Below are 16,904 nucleotides of genomic sequence, written 5' to 3'. Positions count from 1 at the left end.
GTTAACTGCCTCCTGTGTGGTGAAAGCCAAAACGCTTTACCAGCCATTGGGAAATGCCTGCAGGTAGCACCGCAAGCCACCAGGTGCCGAAATTAAGCGGGAAAGGGAAACTCACCCGGGCGCGATTGGCATTGATGCCACGGGCAATCTTATTTGCTGCGCGCTGGGGTGACCACTCCCACGGTTTAGGGCCGGGCATTGCCTCGCTCATGGGAGAGGTGACATAGCCTGGCATGACCACTGTGACTCCGATACCGTGAGGCGCCAACAAGCCTCTCAGGCCTTCGCCATAGGCTTTTATGCCTGCTTTGCTAGCACTGTAGCTGGGCGTGGTGGGTAAGCCATGCCAGCCTGCCAGGGAGCTGATAAACACAAGCTGACCGCTGCCTCGTGCTTGCATCGCCGGTACCAAGTGCTGGGTCATGGCAATCGGCGTCTTTAGGTTGATATCTAATAGCGCTTGAACGTCGTCCCAGGGCTCCAGCCCGCCCTCGTGAGTGGGGTGCGTGTTTTTGCCAGCGTTGGCAATGACGATATCTGGCACCTGATCAACCGATAATGCGGTTAACCATGCTTTAAGGGCAGTATCATCGGTCAGGCTGACCGATGAGAGCGTTACTTTTGCGCCTGCCATGCGACACTCCGCGGCAAGTGCTTCCAATGTGTGCTGTTGGCGGCCATGCAGTACAAGATGGGTGTCGGGTGTGGCATAGACCTTCGCCAGCGCGCCTCCAATCGCCCCCGTGGCACCGGTAATTAAGACACAGCGTTGCTGAACTGCACGGGCAGAGATCTCGGTAGCCGAGGGGGGTGATGATTGGCCAGTGCTCAAAGCAGCTTCTCCAACGGTGAAGGGCAGGCTTCAAGTATACGCGCTGAGTTGTCCACGGCTAAATCAATGCTCGGTTGACAGTAAAACCCGCCATTCACTTGTGCGGCATGCATCACCGTGTTTTGGAAATAGCCGAACAGCGTGGGGTTGGGGGCCGGAGGCTGGTGCCAGAACTCTTCCAGCGAACCTTCATAAGTGAGTCCCGCTAAATTATAGATGGGGTCACTCAGCGCAAAGGTGGGGCACTGTTTTTCAAGAGAAACAATGCCCACGGTGCTGTTAACCGTCACGGTGCCTACCGCGTGCTTGATGAGCGGATTGAGGTCGCCAGACTCTAAATAAACAATGCGCCCCTGCAGGCCGTAAAAATCCACCAGCTTTTCGATAATTTTAGGGTAATTGACTAAGCCCATATCCAGGGGATGATTTTTGATACACAGCAGTGCATCACTGGGGGCATGTTCGGCAAACGAGCCCATGACGTGATCCATCACCTCTTTCATATTGGCATAGGGCGAGTGGTCACGAATTTGTGCATCAGTATTGAGCTGAAGCGGCAGCATAAAATAGGGTTTGCCGCTTTCGATAAGTGATGTGATGCGTTTCGCATCGCGCTTTTTCCACTGTTTAAGTAGCGTAAAGCGCTTGATATAGCCCGCGTACTCAACCGGCGCGGTAATGGGCGCATGGTTGCGGTAGCGCGGCGCTATCAGGGGGTTAGCTAGGCCTGCCAAGTGATAGGCAACATCGTGCATCGCGCGGATTTTAAACGATGAGCGAAAGCGTACCGGCGGTGGGAGTTCAGGCAGCTTTTTTCCGGTTTCGTAAAACCAGCTGGGGTCGCGAGGCAGCAGTGAATGACCGTTCACTCCTTCGCGCTCTAAGGTAATCCAAAAAGGGCGAAAGTAGCCCTCTTCAAACACATGGGTACGTACCCCTGCATCAGCTGCTTGATCAACGGCTGGGCGGTGGACTGGGCGTCGGTCGCCAAAAACGATTTGATCGGTAATCGCGTAACGCTGCCAGAGTGACTGTATAAATGCTGGGAGTTCGCTTAGCGGGTCGCGAAATAAGTGGCTATGACCATGGGTGCGTTGCCAGTAGGCCATGTCCCCAGCATTGAAGTTGACTTTGACTACGCGGTGGCCGTCATCGGTTAGTCTACGCGCCAAACGTTGATTAAAGGGCGAGCAAACGCCTTGTAGAAATAAAAATGCGCGCTTTGGCTTCAACTCAATGGCTTCCAATCAGTAAATTACGATAGCCGCGATACAGACGCTGCTTCCATGTAAGACTATGTTTTTGTGATCTGGCCTGTTCCAACAGGCTTACGACGGTTTCAGCGTTACAAAGCTGACGGGAACGTGGGTCAACGTAGTTTGGATACAGCAGAAGTGTTCCTGCCACTAGCGCGTTGAGTGTTAAGACGCGCTGACGCCTTGGGCAGTGCATAGCATCCGTTGTTAACCCCCAGCCCGCATAAAACGGCAGACCGTAGGTGCATACATGACGGCCGCGTAGTAGCGCTTCAAAGCCGGTGAGCGAGCTCATGGTATGCACCGCATCAACGCGCTCCAAAAGCACGGTAATGTCGATATGGCTGGCGTCCAAATCATACAGGCGTTCAGCGTTGGTATCGAGTGTGCCTATTCGAGCGCCGCTCAAAACATCGGGATGCGCTTTATAAACAATGAAGGCAGTGGGGTGTGCTTCTCTTACTGCGCTTAGCAGGGCGCTGTTCGTGCGTATTTCCGGCGAGCCGGTGGCAATAGAAGCATCGCTTTCAACTTGGCCGGGTACCAAGATAACCTGCTGGTTGGCGGGCAGTGTAATATCCTGTTGGCCGGGCACGTTGTACTTCGAGAGCTTTAACGCCACTAAGCGTTCGCGTAGCTGAGCGGCCCGCGTTAATAGGTCATCGCTGAACTCCGCTTGGTTAAGCAGCGTCTCTAGCTCACTGGGTTGGCTTGGATCGTAGTAGATCCCTTGGCGATCAATAACCAAAGAGAGCGGCTGGGTGAGATCGACACCCAAGCCCACCGAGCGAATAAAGCCATCTTCCATGCGCCCTAGCTGGTCAAGGTGATGCGGGTAGCGGGCCTTAAAGTCTTCATTGATTCGGCTGGACCACACCAAAAATTGTGCAGAAGATGAGCCTGCGATAGGTGTGACAGGTAGCTCTTTTTGATAATGGACAACCGCAGCAGGCCCTAAAAACTGGCTGATAAAACGCCGTTTCCAGAAGGAGAAGCCGCAGGCGAACCATTGGCCGCGCAGTCGTTCTTGCTGACGCTTTTGATCAGCGATAAGTGCGATCGTCTCTTCTAGCGTAGCGGCCTTGCCCGTGTAGGGGTTAGCGTAGCGGGTGTAGCGTAGATAGGCTGCGGCAAACACTTCTTCTAAACTGCGTTTTACGCGCCGCCGGGTACAGTGCAGCTGATCTTTCGTTAGCCCCCAGCCGGCGTAGAAGGGCAAGCCAAAACAGTGAACCTGCTTGCCGGCTAGCAATGCCTCAAAGCCTAGCTGACTGGTCACTACATAAACGGTATCAACTTGATCAAATAGGGCCCATGGGTTGATGTTTTGGCTAATTAGGCGGCAGCGAGGATGGTTTTTTGCATTTGCTAAATGCCCCTGTTTTTTGCCAGCAATCACGTCAGGATGAACTTTGACTAATATCTCGGCATCTGGGTGGTCGCTTAATGCCTGCTTGAGCATCTGTTCAAAACTTTCTGCACTAGCACCGCCATGATGAATAGAGGCATCGCCCGCAGTTTGATCTACCACTAAAACCTGTGCGCTACTATCAATTGGCTGGTCGATGGCATGGTTATATTTTGATAGCCGGTAGCGCTTTATTAGCGCTATGCATTGACGGGCTAGCTCAAGCTCTTCGAACTCAAACGTGGCGCTGTTTAGCCAGTTCTCTAAGTCACTGGGGCGTGAAGCATCATAGTAGATCCCGGTATGGTCAACGATCATACTATGAGGTTGATACCCATCGGGTGCGAGTCCTAAAGAACGCAGAAAACCATCTTCCAACGCAATATAAGGAAGCGCATAGCGTTTAGCATAATGACGGGCACGTTTGCTGGTGGGTTTAAGCCCCCAACCAATAACCGCATCAGGTTTTGGTTTAACCCCGCTTATACGCGAAAAATGCTCAAACTCAGGCAGAAATTCAGCAAGTGCAGAAATTTTGCGGATGCCATTTGAAGTATAGCCAGCTGTACGTTTCGCCATTGGGGCTGCCGCTTATAAATAAGCTCAAAGGAGTAGCCGGCGAACATACGTGAAATGGCTGTGCTTATCAATTGTGTCAAAATGGCACCGGCGATGATTGTATACAAAGCTGAGGGTTGCGGCGGTGCCGAGCAGGGCAAATTGCCTAACCCAGACAATTTGCCTAATCTAGATTGTTTTTCAACGCGCGTGCGGGTGTCCTTTTTGGTAAGTTCCTCGTCTGTAATGTGGTGAGGGGTATCTCATGTGGTACTAATGGAAGCGTTTAGTGTCAGGGAAAATGGATTGTGAAAGGAACAATCGGTGCTTTTAGCCCGTTTAGCTAACAAATTTACTGTTTTGCGTTCGTTAAAAGGTCGGCTACTGCTGGGGCTTTCTTGTGCGCTCTTATTGCTGGCGGCGTTGGTGTTGGGTATGGCGTGGCAGGTAGGTAAGAACATGCTGTATGAAACGAACATGGAGCATTTGCGCTACGAGACCAACCTTCTTGCTGATGAAATAACTCATCAGGTTGATCAACGTTTCCAAGCGCTTGAGCGTTTAAATCAATTGCTGGCAACAAATGAAGACGTTGACGCTCTGGATGCTACGCTTAGCCAAAACGACGCGTTGTTATCATGGTTTGAGGGTATTGTTATTTCTGATAGCCAAGGGCGGATTATAGCGGATTGGCCCAGGGTAGAAGGTAGAAGGGGGCTGGAAACGGCTTCACTTGAATATTTTAAAATGCTGCAAGGGACGCGTCAGCCCTATGTGAGCGAACCCTTTGTTGGACGAGCCAGCAATATGCCTTTAGTGCTGGTGGGTGTGCCTCGTAAAAATTCAGAAGGAGAGTTTATTGGCTTTATTGGGGGGGTAGTAAGCTTAGATGCTGGTGGTTTATTTGGTCGCTTGGCTAAGGTGCGGTTAGGTGAACTAGGGTTTGCTGCCGTAGCGACGTCTTCGGGTAAAATTTTATACCATCCTAATAAAGCCTTAATAAACGCTCCTATACCTAACTTGGTGGGCAATCCCTTGCTGGAATTAGCGCTTGATGGTTGGCAAGGGGATGGGGTTGAAACACTCATTGATGGACGGCTGAGCCTGCAATCGTACGCGCAGATATGGCCCGCCAGTTGGGTAGTGGGTTTGTTTCTGCCTGTCGAGCAAGCTGAGTTCCCACTCATAGGATTCATCCACAGACTATGGTGGATCTGGGTCGTGCTTGCGATACTGATGATGCCGTTTTTATGGTGGTTGCTGGCACGTATTCTGACCCCTTTGAATCAATTAGAATCACAGATCGGTGAGGTGGGGCGTGGGCGTCGTGACCATGTTAGCCTTGCTACGACGATGCAAGAGCTTCAGCAGGTGGCAGTTACCTTCAACCGTGTAGAGGACGAGCGCCAGCAGCTTGTTGGTAATTTGCAAGAGCGCGAGGCCTTCTTGGATTCGGTTCTGAATGCTTCTCCCCAGGGTATGTTTGTCGCCAACTTTGGCGGCAATATTACCTATATGAATCCCGCGTTATTGGAAATATTGGGTATTTCTTCGGGTACCCCAATGGCGGCATGGTTAAAGCAAATACATGCTGATGACCTGGATGGCGCTGAGGATATGTGGCGCCATAGCCTTAAGTCTGGCAGCGACTTTGTACGTCAACTGCGGTTTATTCGTAGCGATAGAGAAACGCTTTGGTTGGATGTTCATGCACGGGTGGTGATGCTTTCCCAGGGTGGCCATTCGCTGGGTTTGGTCGGGGTGGTTAAGGATATTACCGAGCGCCGTCAGCAAGAGGCTCTTCAGCGTTGGGAGGCTGAGCATGATCCGCTAACCGGCTTGCTCAATCGTCGAGGGTTTGAGCGCCGTCTTGAAGAGGCGTTTGCTGATTTCCAGAAAACCAGCACACCTTCAGCACTACTGATGTTTGATCTTGACCATTTCAAGCCTATCAATGACGAAGGTGGTCATGCGCTAGGTGATGAAATGCTTCGCCGGATTGCTCAGGTGGTGGCGTGGGAAGTGCGCCGAAGCGACCATGTGGCGCGCCAGGGAGGAGATGAGTTTGCTGTTCTTCTGCCAAGTTGCACTATCAGTCAAGCAGAGAAAATCGCGGAGTCTCTGCGTCAATCAGTCAGTGAGATAGCGGTAAACCAAGAAGGTAAAGAGTACACGGTTACGCTGAGTATCGGTGTTACTCGCTTCGACGAGAACGATGAAAGTTTTGACGATGCGCTTGCCAGAGCAGATGCCGCTAGTTATGAAGCCAAAGGACTGGGGCGTGACAGCGTGGTTTTGCGGGTGCCGGCTGAAGATAGCGCCCCCTTGTTTTAACCGCGCTCGGATGTCGACAAATGCTTGTTATCGGTAGAGTATAAGCAGCTGCTTATTAGACTGAGAGTACCTTTGTGGAACTACTTGCGCTATTTTCCCGCACGCTGGACGTCACGCTGCCCGTCTTTGCCATGGTCTTTATTGGTATTGGCTTAAAGCGTTTGCGGTGGATTGATAGCGCCTTTGTTGCTACGGCCTCAACATTAGTTTTCAAAGGAACACTCCCTACTCTTATATTCTTAAGCTTGATTAAAGCAGACTTGAGCGTCGCGCTGGATGTGCCGCTGCTGCTCTTTTTTGCCGTCGCCACGTTAGCGCAATTTGCATTTAGCTGGGGGTGGGCGCATTACCGAGTACCTAGAGCCGAAAGGGGTATTTATGTCCAAGGCGCTTTTCGCGGAAACTGCGGTGTCGTTGGCTTAGCGCTAGCGGCGGGGATGTACGGTAATTACGGGCTTTCGGCGGGCAGCTTGTTGCTAGGCGTGGTCATCATTATGTATAACGCGCTTTCAGTGATTGCGTTGGCGGCTTACCAGCCCGGGCAATCCACCGACTGGCGAAGCATTCTTAAGCATATTGCCACCAATCCGCTCATTCTTTCCGTATTTGCGGCGCTGCCATTTACTGCTTTCTCGATTCCTTTGCCCAGCTGGGTAATCACTTCGGGAGATTATTTTGCCTCGTTAACCTTGCCACTTGCATTGATCTGCATTGGCGCAACGCTCTCAGTGGCCAGCATTCGTGTAGGGAGCCAAGTTGCGTTGAGTGCCAGCAGCATGAAAATGATCATTCTGCCGTTTGCCTCTACGCTGGCGGCATGGTTAATGGGCTTCTCTGGGGAGCAGTTAGGCCTGCTGTTCTTATTCTTTGCCAGCCCCACGGCCGCTGCAAGCTTCGTTATGGTGAAAGCGATCAACGGCAATGTAGCCCTGGCGGCGAACATTATTGCCATCACCACACTGATGGCGAGCATTACAGTAACGGCAGGTATATTTGCTTTGCGCCTTTTGGGGTGGATTTGACATCCTCCGACCACTAAATCAGAGAGTTCAGTGGTCGGAGGATGTCAATTGCATGGCGTCCCTGGCAGGAGTCGAACCTGCGACCTGCCGCTTAGGAGGCGGCTGCTCTATCCTACTGAGCTACAGGGACTTATGGCGCGCGTAGTATAGCGCGTCACAGTGCCACGGCCAACCGCATCGGTTTATGGGAGTTTGGTGGGGTCTAGCTGCCACTCTCCAACTCGATCCTCTGCGGTAAAAACTGGGTATAGTAAAGGGGCATCACAATATTGGTTTGCGCTAGGGCTGAGGAACCCTGTGTGCCCGTTAACTTAAATGTTTTGTTTGGTGAGCATTTTTCGATGTAGGACGCCAGTGATTTGGCTCGTGTGCGTTTCCCACTTTTGACTTCGACTGGGACAATGCCCCTTCATCCGTTGCTAAAATAAATTCAATTTCGGCGCGTGCGTCATTCCACGAATAGTTTGGATCGACGCCAATGGCCGTGAACTCTTGTTGCACAAAATTTTCTGCCACATACCCTTTGTACTCATAGTTTTGTTGTTTGAGCTCTTTGTAACTGCTACCCAACATGTGGTTGGGCAGCCCAACATCAAACAGAAATAGTTTCACCATATTCGCTTTTTTATAGGCCGCCAGAGGTGATCTTGGTTTACCTTCAGTGGGGTAGTTCGCCAAGGCCAGTCGGCAGCATGTTAACCAATGGCTTGTGAACAATGCGTCGCAGCTCTGCATTAGTCACCTTCCGGAAGTTTGTACCTTTCGGAAAATACTGCCTGATCAGGCCGTTGGTGTTCTCGTTTGTCCCACGCTGGCCTGAGCAGTAAGGATCACAGAAATACACGGAGGCGCTAACCGCTTTTGCGACCGTCTCGTGGTCTGCAAACTCCGAGCCATTGTCTAGCGTGATCGTCTTCACCGTGCCCCGACGAGGCTTAAGTAAACGAACCATGGCTCTCTGCGTTAGTTCTGCCGTTACCTTTGGCAGACGTGCCGCCAACAAGTAGCCACTTCGCCGCTCTACCAACGTCACTATCCCCGCTTGCTTATGCCCATAAAGCACCGTGTCGCCTTCCCAGTGACCGATGGTGAGGCGCTTTTCGATAGCAGGCGGCCGATGCTCTATCCCCACACGCTTAGGAATCTTGCCGAGTCCTGCACTTTTGGCATGGGCGCGATGTTTACTGCGACGCTTGGGCTGGCGGAGATGTCGCCACAAATTGCCACCCTTGTCCTTATCGTCCCAGATCAACGAATAGACCCATTGATGACTCACCCCTATCCCCGTCAACGGCGCCATAAAACCGCTAATCTGCTCTGGACTCCATTCTTCCCTAAGCCTGTCAGCTACATCATTGATCAGGCTAGGGAGTCGCTTTGTCCACTTCCAGGCAGAGCGGCGTCTCTGATCGCTGTAACGCTGCGCTTGTGCGGGTTCGTATCCCTTGGCCCCCGAATTACGTCTCAGCTCACGGCTCACGGTACTGCTGTGAATGCCAAGCTGTTGAGCAATCTGACGTTGGCTCAATCCTACATCCCTATGGGCAAAAATTTGATATCGTTGTGCCTGGGTCAGTTGTCGGTATCCCATACTCTGCTTCACTTTGGTCGGTAAGGCGGAGAGGGTACCGCTGCTGGCCCTCCTGCCTCTACCGTATGATCCAAAGTGCTGCAGTTGTTCGATGAATTCAGGTCTATAAGCGCGGAATACTCCATCCAAGCCACCGCATTGGGTGGAGATGGATAGCGCGGCGTCCGCAGGACGCCTTGTGCATTAATCGCGTCCGGTCGTGGGCACCGTTAAAAGCTGCACGTTGGGCAGGGACAGTGGCCACTGGCACATCAGCTTTCAAATGGAGATCGAGGTGGCTGAGTCGCCTCGGCACCCGGCCACTTCGACGGTTGGCCTAGACATGGGCGTGGCGCATTTCGCCGTGGACTCCAATGGTACCTCCTATGCGGGCCGCAACAGCTTCCGGCAGCTTGAGCAGCGTATCGCCGCGGCGCAGCGCCGACTCAAGCGCAAGTTCTCTCAGAACTGGAAGAAACAGAAGGCCCGCATCACCCGGCTGCACCAGAAAGCCGCCAATGTTCGCCGCGACACCCTACACAAGCTCTCGACCGCCATCAGCAACAACCACGCCATGGTGGCCGTCGAGGAGCTTCGGGTGCGCAACATGTCGGCCTCCGCCAAGGGCACTTTGGCGGCACAGGGCAAGCAGGTGAAGCAGAAGGCGGGGCTGAACAAGGCGATCCTTGACCAAGGCTGGTTCGAGTTCCGGCGCCAGCTCAGTTACAAGCAGACCTGGCGAGGCGGACTGCTAATCGCCGTGCCAGCTCACCACACCAGCCAGACCTGCCCCGAATGCGGCCACGTTCATGCGGACAATCGCAAAACCCGCGCTCAGTTCGCGTGTTTGGCCTGCGACAACACGGCTCACGCCGATGTGGTGGGGGCCAGGAACATGCTGGCTCGGGCACATGAGCAGTTATCAGGGCAGGATCTGCCCGTTGCGCCTGTGAAGTAAACGGTGCGGTAAGGCCGTCAGCAGCAGGAACCAGTTCACTGGGCGACCGGCGATCACCCGCAAGGGAATCCTCTTCCTGAGACGCTCAAGCGCGAAGGAGGGGAGGAGGTCAAACTGTGCGGCACAGAAGTGTAAAGGCGCTATACTGCTTGGTCGTTAACGGCATACGTTGTCTATGCATCACCGCCGACGCAAAGGCATATCCTTCGCAAGCGCTATAATGTCTCTATCTCAAACGCTACAATTTGCCGCTGAGCGCTTGAAAACTCTACACCTATCAAATGAATCGGTTTGCCGCTTGCACGGTGTTTATCGGCATAGCCCTTGGCTTTGATTTGTTCCAGCGCTTTGCCTACTGGCAGCTGTTCCACCACTTTAAATTCAAACAGATAAATATGGTCGTTAAAGTCGACGCTCATATCTACCTTACCGTGGTGGCTAGCGTCTTCGACAGTTACGCCGACGCCAAGCGCTGCAAAGTGGCTGTAAAACACGCTGGCATAATGACCTTCATATTGAGCGATTGGGTTGTTGCGATACCAGTCGTGGGGTAAACCCGCATAAAGGGCTTTAAGGTGGGTTTCTAGGCTTGCAAGGTCGTGCGCCTGCAGCAGACGAAACAGCGTTAGCCGCTCTCTAGGGGGCGATGCTACGCCAAGTATTGGTAGCAACGCTTGGTTAAGGCTGGTTTCCACTTCATGATTCGGGTAGCCCAGTGTATAGAGCCAGTAGCCGGTCATGGGCTCTTCTACCGAGTGCACCGTCAGGTAGCCCGTTTGGAATAAAAGTGCTTCGGTTGCGATATGGTCGACATCAAAGCGGCCTAACAACTCAGCTTCGGTTTGCAATTGGCTTAACGCAGGCGTAAACACGCCGCGCTTTTTTAGCATATCCACCAAAAATGTGGGGGTAGCGCTCTCAAACCAGTAAGGGCTAAATTTACGCTCTTCGAGCAATAACAAAACGTCAAAAGGGTTATAGACGCTGGAGACTTCTTGCCCACCCCAGCGGTAACCGTTGTACCAGCGGCGGATATCGTCACGGTCAAGGCCGGGTAGCTCGGGGGCAAATACCGTATCCACATCGTGGTCAGTGTAGCCGCAGATGGCGGCATAGTCTGATGAAAGGGTGATATCGCGCAGGTTATTTAGCCCTGAAAAGAGACTGACTTTGCTGAACTTGGAAACGCCGGTGAGCAGCACAAAATGCAGGTGTGGGTCGGCATCTTTGAGCACGCTATACAGATTTTTTAGCCCCTCGCGCAGTCCGCGGGCGCACTCAGTATCTAGGATGTTATCCAGAATCGGCTTGTCGTACTCATCGATCAGTACCACGACCCGTTGACCGCTGCTGGCGTGTGCCTCGCGTATCAGGTGTGCAAACTCACCGGCAATATCTGTACTGTGATCGAGCGCTAGCCCCAAACGCTCTCGCTCGGTGCGCAGCTGCTCACGAATGCGTACATCCAACTCTTGGCGGTTCTGCATCACACCGCTGCCAAAACTTAAGCGCACCACGGGGTAGCGCTGCTGCCAGTCCCACTTATCGTGTATATATAACCCGTCAAACAGCGCTTCGCGCCCCTCAAACAGGCAGCCCAAGGTATCCAACAGCAGGCTTTTACCAAAGCGGCGTGGTCGGGAAAGAAAGTAATACTTGTTTTGGTTAACCAGCTTCTCAATGAACGGCGTTTTATCGACGTAGTAATAACCGCCTTCACGGATATCCGAGAACGTTTGAATACCAATGGGCAACTTACGACGATGAGCAGATGGCATGCTGGCCTCCAAGGCTGAACCGATCAATCACAGGGCAGTTTAGCATGGTGGCGATAAGGGCAGGTTGCACGTCAGATGCTCCGTTTTTTTGCAGCGGCACTGCTCGCGCTTATTGATAAAAATCAGCCAGCCGGGGGCAAGGTGGCGGCACCAACGCCCATGCTGTTGAGCTACCGTTTTGACGGTGGGGGGCTTGTTGCGGCCCGGTTGCTGTTGGTAGTGCTCAATCCAGCGGGTGACTGCTCCCCACCCTACGTCGCTACGCAACCACGGGTGAGGCTTCCCACGTCTTAGGCCGCAGCCGGTGCGTGACCGGTCTTACACAGGCCTCGATGGGCAGAGACGGACAGCCCTTCCGCCTTTAATTTTAAAATGCCTTGCTGGCGAATAGTGATCGCGGCGTTTACGTCACGGTCAATCGCCTTTGTGCCACAGCTTGGGCAATCCCAGGTGCGGACACTGAGGGGCATTTGTTCGACTTTGTGGCCGCAGCCCGCGCAGGTTTTGGAGCTGGCGAACCATTGGTCGATTCTGACCAGATGCTTGCCTTGCTGCTTCGCCTTATACGCCAGTTTTTCGATCAACCTGCTCCAACTGGCATCGGCAATATGCTTGGCCAGCTTGCGGTTTTTGAGCATGTTTTTCACGCTCAGTGTCTCGACCACCACCGCTTGGTTGTCGTCAATGAGTTGTCGAGACAGTTTGTGCTGGAAGTCAGCACGCGCATTCGCCAGCCGCTCATGCGCCTTGGCGAGCATTAGCCGCGCTTTCGCACGGCGCTTGCTGCCTTTCTGGCAGCGTGAAAGCGCTTTCTGCTTGCGGCGTAGGTTGGCAGACGCCAGCTTCAAGAAGCGAGGATTGGCGACCTTGCGGCCAGTGGAGTCGATGGCCAGATGCGTTAAGCCCATATCGACCCCCAGCACCGTCTCCACCGTTTGCAGCGGTGCGGCTGCCTCTACACCGTCCTCGACCAGCAACGAGGCAAAATACTTGCCCGTGGGGGTACGGGTCAGCGTGATGCTTTTGAGATCGCCCGTGATCTGTCGATGAATCCGCGCCTTAATCGGCGTGAGCTTCGGCACTTTGATCCAGTCGTCACCCGCTTTAACGCTGGTACAGTGATAGCTCGATTGCTTACCGTGCTTGCGCTTAAAGCGAGGGTAGCGGGCTTTTAACTGGGGGCTGAAGAAGTTCTGGAAGGCGCGATCCAGGTTAATGCATGCCTGTTGCAGTGCGATAGAATCAAACGCTTTGAGCCAGTGGTAGTTGCGAGACTTCTTCGCCACCGCCAACAACGGCTTGAGGTCTTTCTTAGCGCGCAGCTTGGTGCCATGGCGCTTGTACTGCGAGCTGATAATGTGCAGTGCCTTGTTGTACGTAAACCGCACCGCGCCGAATTGCTGATTCAAGAAATCAGCCTGTTCGGGGGTGGGGTAGATGCGTACTTTGGTGGCTGTTAACACAACGGCTTCAACTCGTTGACTGTATGAATGTATAGTGCCAGATAAATACGACACTACAACCCCTGCAGCGCTAGCGCGCTGCCCGCTTGTATCCCCGCCCTCAATCGGGCGAGGGTTTACGCGGATTTTTGCTAAAAACATCCTGCATTGTCCATGCGGCTAGAATGTGGGCTTTTTCAGATGCGCGCTGTTCCTTGGGTCTACGCCTTTCTTGACCAGTTCAGCGGCCGTGGCGTGTGTCCGAGAGCTTGTCGAAACACTGGGAGGCCCTGGATGATTTCGAGGGTGTTGAATACTAGCGTCTGCGTACAACAGTGACGCTTGCTAAGAAAGGTACCGTCGAAGCCTACGTATATACTCTTTGTTGCTAAAGCGATTTGTCGCTGCTTGTCACGATGTAAGAAAACTAGGTGATGCGATAAGTGCGCTGCTGCTGAATGCGTGCAGGTTACATCAAGCTGTTGTGGCGTAGGCGCTAACACATTGCTCAAGCATCAAAACTGCAGCTGCAGCTCACACCTCACTTACCCTACGCCGTCTGAGGATTACAGCGGTCACACACTCCAGATAGTTGTAAGTGTTGTTATAAAAGCAACGCATTGAGTGTTGCATAGTCAACACAGCAACCTCTAGTCTGCTAGTGAAGCCGAAAAAATAAGACACTCAGTAGTTTTCAATAACCAATGCAACTCGGCCCGGCAGCATGCCTCACATAAAAAAAGTAATCCAATCAAGCATAACGCCAACGTATGGCGTTCAAGAGGACACATGAGACCATGATGACACTAAACTTCCCCCGCGTTTCGATGAAAGCACTGGCTGCAGCCTGCCTAACCGGTAGCGCTTTAATGGCCAGCCAAGCCATGGCACAAACCACCATCAATCTAGGTTATAACGGCGCACCAGACCCGGATAAAAACGCGGTGCACGTATTTGCAGAAAACTTAAAAAACCTCGTAGAAGAAAAAACCGATGGTGAGATTCAGCTTCAGCTTTATCCCAACAGCATGCTAGGGGAAGAGCAAGAGCGCATGGAGCAAACCATGAGTTCGCCGATGCTGAACGTGGCTTCTTTTGCTGGTGTGTCGCCCATCGCCGACGAAATTTTTGTGAGTGCCATTCCGTTTTTATTCGATGACTTCGAGGCAGCCCGCCAGTTCTTCGATGAGGGCAGCTACTGGCAAGACGTTGAGAATGTCGTGAAAGAGCGCTCAGGCATTGAAATGCTAGCGGTAGTTGAAGAGGGCGGCTTCCTCGCCTTTACCAACAACAAAAAGCCCATTACCCACCCGGATGACTTTGAAGGCTTACGCTTTAGGGCGATGGACCCCAGCCAAGTTGCCCTTTATGAAGCGTTTGGTGCATCCGGCACGCCCATACCCTGGACCGAAGTGTATATGGCGCTGCGCACCGGGGTAGCCGATGGGCAGATGAACCCACCCATGTACATTATCTTAGGCAGTCTGCATGAAGTGCAGGACTACCTAACGCTTGCCAACATCCAGTACTCCAACCAGTTCCTGGTGGGCAACGGCCAGATGATCGAAAGCTGGGAAGAAGAGACCCGCAACGCCTTTATGGAAGCGGTAGCAGAAGCGAACCAGCAGGCACGGGAGCATAACGAGTCTCAAGTAGAAGAGCGCATTGCCTACCTGGAAGAGCAGGGGATGGAAGTGATTCGCCCCTCTGAAGAGGACTTGGCTGCCTTCAGAGAGATTGGCCAACCCGCTTACCTTGAGTGGCTGAGTGACCGTGGTATTGAACACCAGTGGATTGAAACGGCGCTGGAAGATGCGGGCATGAGCGAGCTGCTTAATTAACGGCCATACGCAACGCCTTAAGCTCAGCGTTACGGCTATCACGTAAAGGGGCCGGTACACACCGGCCCTTCTCATCGCCTATTTTACCTTGCGGATACGACTCTCATGCACGCGCTTCAACATCGCATGCTGGCGATCACTCGCCCGCTCTCCCTTACAGTGGGCGCTGCCCTCTTGTTGACCAACTTGAGCATCATCCTTTATGGCGTTTTTATGCGCTATTTCGTTGGAGGAGCCCCCATTTGGACGGATGAGCTCTCACGGTTTTTAATCATTGGCACCGTGATGATAGCGGCAGGGGCTGTATGGGTAGAAGGCAGCCACATGCGCGTGGCGCTTATTGAGCGCCTATTACCGGTGCCATTGGCGCGCCTGCTGAACATCTACCAATGGCTGCTAACCCTAGGCCTTGCCATTGGCGGTGCTTGGGTGAGTTACCACTATGCGCAGTCGGTGGGTATGTTCACCACGTCGGGCTTAGGCATTAGCCGAACCATTCCACTGATGTCCATGCCTATCGGGTTTGCCTTGTTGGCGTGGCACGTTTTTTGGCACGGTCCAGCCCCGCTGCCAGTACTCACTGAACAAAGCCCCTCAAAAGAGCATAACGAGGAGCGCCCCTTATGATTGCTGCCATGCTTGGCGTTTTTCTCGTTCACGTACTGCTTGGTTTACCGCTCTTTATTGCGCTGTTAACCACCGCCGTGGTCGGCTTTATGTTTGTTGACCCCTCGATGATTCCGCGCATGATGCCGCAGCAGTTTTTTGGTGGTATCAACGCTTTCTCACTTATGGCGATACCGCTGTTTATTCTTGCCGGTAACCTGATGAACGTGAGCGGCCTTACCGAACGGCTAATGGGGTTGGCGCGCTTACTGGTCGGGCACATGCGCGGTGGCATGGGGCATGTGAACGTGGTCTCCAGCGTCTTTTTTGCAGGCGTTAACGGCTCTGCCGTGGCGGATACCTCCGCGCTGGGTTCTCTGCTGGTGCCCGCCATGGAAAAAGAGGGCTATTCGCGCGCGTTTGCCGCTGGGTTAACCGCCGGTAGCTCGCTTATCGGCCCAATTATTCCCCCCAGCATCTTCATGATTTTGTACGCCTCGTTAACTAACACCTCAGTCGGTGACCTGTTTTTGGCGGGGGTTATTCCAGGTTTGATATTAGGCACAGCGTTTATGGGCATGAATGCGTGGTACGCCTGGAAAAAGCGTATGCCGAAAAGCGGAAAATTGCCCAGCGCCAAAGCCCTGGGTATTGCCACAATCGTGGCGCTGCCGGCCTTAATTGCCCCCGTGATTATTGTGGCGGGTATTGTGCTGGGCGTTGTAACGCCGACGGAATCTGGCGCGCTTACCGCGTTATACGTAGCCCTATGCGGCGTTGTGTTAGGTGGATTAAGGCTCCCTCAATGCTGGCAAGCCATTAAAGACACCACGCGGTTAACCTCTGCCATTTTTTTGATTATGGCAGCCTCGGCCACCATTAGCTGGCTGCTCTCTTACGCCCAAGTGCCCCAGCAGTTTGTCAGCTTGCTGGCTCCTTACGCGGATAATCCCGTCATCATCTTATTGCTACTCAGCGCGATTACCTTCGCGACCGGCATGTTTATGGAAGAAGTTTCAGCGTTGATGCTGCTTACGCCGATCTTTGCGCCAGTGGCCATGATGGCAGGCATCGACCCCGTTCACCTGGGGGTGATTATTACCCTTAACATCACCATTGCCCTCATAACACCTCCCATGGGGGCCTGCGTATTTGTGGCAGCGGCAGTAAGCCGTATCGAGATTGTCTCGTTGTTTAAAACCATCTGGCCGTTTGTGCTCACCGCGATTGCGGTACTGCTGCTGCTGATTTTCTTCCCCTCACTAACGCTACTGCTGCCTCAAGCCCTTGGATAATGAA

General features: G+C 53.1%; 13 protein-coding genes, 1 tRNA gene and 1 pseudogene. 7 read left to right on the top strand and 8 right to left on the bottom strand.

Features of this window, described 5'->3' with window-relative positions; translation table 11 throughout:
- Position 1 precedes the first annotated feature (1 nt).
- Genes P8S54_RS04870 through P8S54_RS04860 form a run of 3 tightly spaced genes read right to left on the bottom strand, consistent with a single transcriptional unit; the run spans position 2 to position 4,075 of the window.
- A complete protein-coding gene (locus tag P8S54_RS04870) occupies positions 2 to 832 on the bottom strand; it encodes an SDR family NAD(P)-dependent oxidoreductase (RefSeq protein WP_281443454.1) in 831 nt (276 codons plus the stop codon).
- Entirely contained in the window at positions 829 to 2,064 is a 1,236-nt protein-coding gene (locus P8S54_RS04865) for a capsular biosynthesis protein (RefSeq protein WP_281443453.1), read from the bottom strand. The genes P8S54_RS04870 and P8S54_RS04865 overlap by 4 nt, the downstream gene beginning before the upstream one ends.
- A 1-nt stretch (position 2,065) precedes the next feature.
- Complete coding sequence (locus P8S54_RS04860) at positions 2,066 to 4,075, bottom strand: capsular polysaccharide biosynthesis protein (RefSeq protein ID WP_281443452.1); 2,010 nt, start codon at positions 4,073 to 4,075, stop codon at positions 2,066 to 2,068.
- A gap of 303 nt (positions 4,076 to 4,378) precedes the next feature.
- On the opposite strand from P8S54_RS04860, the gene P8S54_RS04855 reads away from it, so the two are divergent.
- Together P8S54_RS04855 and P8S54_RS04850 are read left to right on the top strand one after the other, a co-directional pair.
- Positions 4,379 to 6,388 carry a diguanylate cyclase gene (locus tag P8S54_RS04855; protein ID WP_281443451.1) on the top strand — a complete coding sequence of 670 codons (2,010 nt, stop codon included), beginning with the start codon at positions 4,379 to 4,381 and terminating at the stop codon, positions 6,386 to 6,388.
- Positions 6,389 to 6,462: 74 nt separating this feature from the next.
- On the top strand, positions 6,463 to 7,410 hold the full coding sequence (locus P8S54_RS04850; RefSeq protein ID WP_281443450.1) for an AEC family transporter: 948 nt from the start codon (positions 6,463 to 6,465) through the stop codon (positions 7,408 to 7,410).
- A 53-nt stretch (positions 7,411 to 7,463) separates the two neighbouring features.
- On the opposite strand, the gene P8S54_RS04845 is transcribed toward P8S54_RS04850, so the two are convergent.
- From P8S54_RS04845 to P8S54_RS04835, 3 genes and pseudogenes are all read right to left on the bottom strand, one after another.
- Positions 7,464 to 7,540: transfer RNA gene (locus tag P8S54_RS04845), tRNA-Arg, on the bottom strand.
- Positions 7,541 to 7,612: 72 nt separating this feature from the next.
- Positions 7,613 to 8,115: pseudogene (locus P8S54_RS04840) on the bottom strand (DUF4143 domain-containing protein); the annotation flags it as partial.
- Entirely contained in the window at positions 8,069 to 9,001 is a 933-nt protein-coding gene (locus P8S54_RS04835; protein WP_281443449.1) for an IS30 family transposase, read from the bottom strand. The gene P8S54_RS04835 and the pseudogene P8S54_RS04840, both read right to left, overlap by 47 nt.
- A 199-nt stretch (positions 9,002 to 9,200) precedes the next feature.
- Between P8S54_RS04835 and P8S54_RS04830 the strand changes: the two genes are divergently transcribed.
- Positions 9,201 to 9,938: a transposase gene (locus tag P8S54_RS04830; protein WP_281443448.1), complete on the top strand. Its 738-nt coding sequence runs from the start codon at positions 9,201 to 9,203 to the stop codon at positions 9,936 to 9,938.
- Positions 9,939 to 10,153: 215 nt separating this feature from the next.
- Here the strand turns inward: P8S54_RS04830 and P8S54_RS04825 are convergent, their stop codons facing one another.
- Positions 10,154 to 11,716, bottom strand: a complete 1,563-nt coding sequence (locus P8S54_RS04825; protein ID WP_281443447.1) for an ATP-binding protein — start codon at positions 11,714 to 11,716, stop codon at positions 10,154 to 10,156.
- 75 nt (positions 11,717 to 11,791) lie between these two features.
- Between P8S54_RS04825 and P8S54_RS04820 the strand changes: the two genes are divergently transcribed.
- Positions 11,792 to 12,010 carry a hypothetical protein gene (locus P8S54_RS04820; RefSeq protein ID WP_281443446.1) on the top strand — a complete coding sequence of 73 codons (219 nt, stop codon included), beginning with the start codon at positions 11,792 to 11,794 and terminating at the stop codon, positions 12,008 to 12,010.
- Here the strand turns inward: P8S54_RS04820 and P8S54_RS04815 are convergent.
- Positions 12,007 to 13,179, bottom strand: coding sequence for an RNA-guided endonuclease TnpB family protein (locus tag P8S54_RS04815; RefSeq protein ID WP_281443445.1), 1,173 nt, complete (start codon positions 13,177 to 13,179; stop codon positions 12,007 to 12,009). The two genes, P8S54_RS04820 and P8S54_RS04815, sit on opposite strands and share 4 nt — an antisense overlap.
- Positions 13,180 to 13,955: 776 nt before the next feature.
- Here P8S54_RS04815 and dctP point away from each other — a divergent pair.
- The 3 genes from dctP (at position 13,956) to P8S54_RS04800 (ending at position 16,900) form a co-directional block, all read left to right on the top strand.
- Positions 13,956 to 14,999 (top strand): TRAP transporter substrate-binding protein DctP, encoded by a 1,044-nt coding sequence (gene dctP / locus P8S54_RS04810; RefSeq protein WP_281443444.1) that lies wholly within the window; start codon positions 13,956 to 13,958, stop codon positions 14,997 to 14,999.
- A 105-nt stretch (positions 15,000 to 15,104) separates the two neighbouring features.
- Entirely contained in the window at positions 15,105 to 15,626 is a 522-nt protein-coding gene (locus P8S54_RS04805) for a TRAP transporter small permease (RefSeq protein ID WP_281443443.1), read from the top strand.
- Positions 15,623 to 16,900, top strand: coding sequence for a TRAP transporter large permease (locus P8S54_RS04800; RefSeq protein ID WP_281443442.1), 1,278 nt, complete (start codon positions 15,623 to 15,625; stop codon positions 16,898 to 16,900). Before P8S54_RS04805 ends, P8S54_RS04800 begins: the two co-directional genes overlap by 4 nt.
- Positions 16,901 to 16,904: the final 4 nt, after the last annotated feature.

It is taken from the genome of Halomonas sp. M1 (assembly GCF_029581375.1).
Taxonomy (GTDB): Bacteria; Pseudomonadota; Gammaproteobacteria; order Pseudomonadales; family Halomonadaceae; genus Vreelandella.
This window is presented reverse-complemented; position numbering and strand designations above follow the sequence as displayed.

Bases quoted from the DNA above. Each gene is read 5' to 3' on its own strand.
- P8S54_RS04860 (WP_281443452.1), bottom strand. From the start codon at position 4,075: ATGGCGAAACGTACAGCTGGCTATACTTCAAATGGCATCCGCAAAATT.
- P8S54_RS04835 (WP_281443449.1), bottom strand. From the start codon at position 9,001: ATGGGATACCGACAACTGACCCAGGCACAACGATATCAAATTTTTGCC.
- P8S54_RS04825 (WP_281443447.1), bottom strand. From the start codon at position 11,716: ATGCCATCTGCTCATCGTCGTAAGTTGCCCATTGGTATTCAAACGTTC.
- P8S54_RS04820 (WP_281443446.1), top strand. From the start codon at position 11,792: ATGCTCCGTTTTTTTGCAGCGGCACTGCTCGCGCTTATTGATAAAAAT.
- dctP (WP_281443444.1), top strand. From the start codon at position 13,956: ATGATGACACTAAACTTCCCCCGCGTTTCGATGAAAGCACTGGCTGCA.
- P8S54_RS04805 (WP_281443443.1), top strand. From the start codon at position 15,105: ATGCACGCGCTTCAACATCGCATGCTGGCGATCACTCGCCCGCTCTCC.
- P8S54_RS04800 (WP_281443442.1), top strand. From the start codon at position 15,623: ATGATTGCTGCCATGCTTGGCGTTTTTCTCGTTCACGTACTGCTTGGT.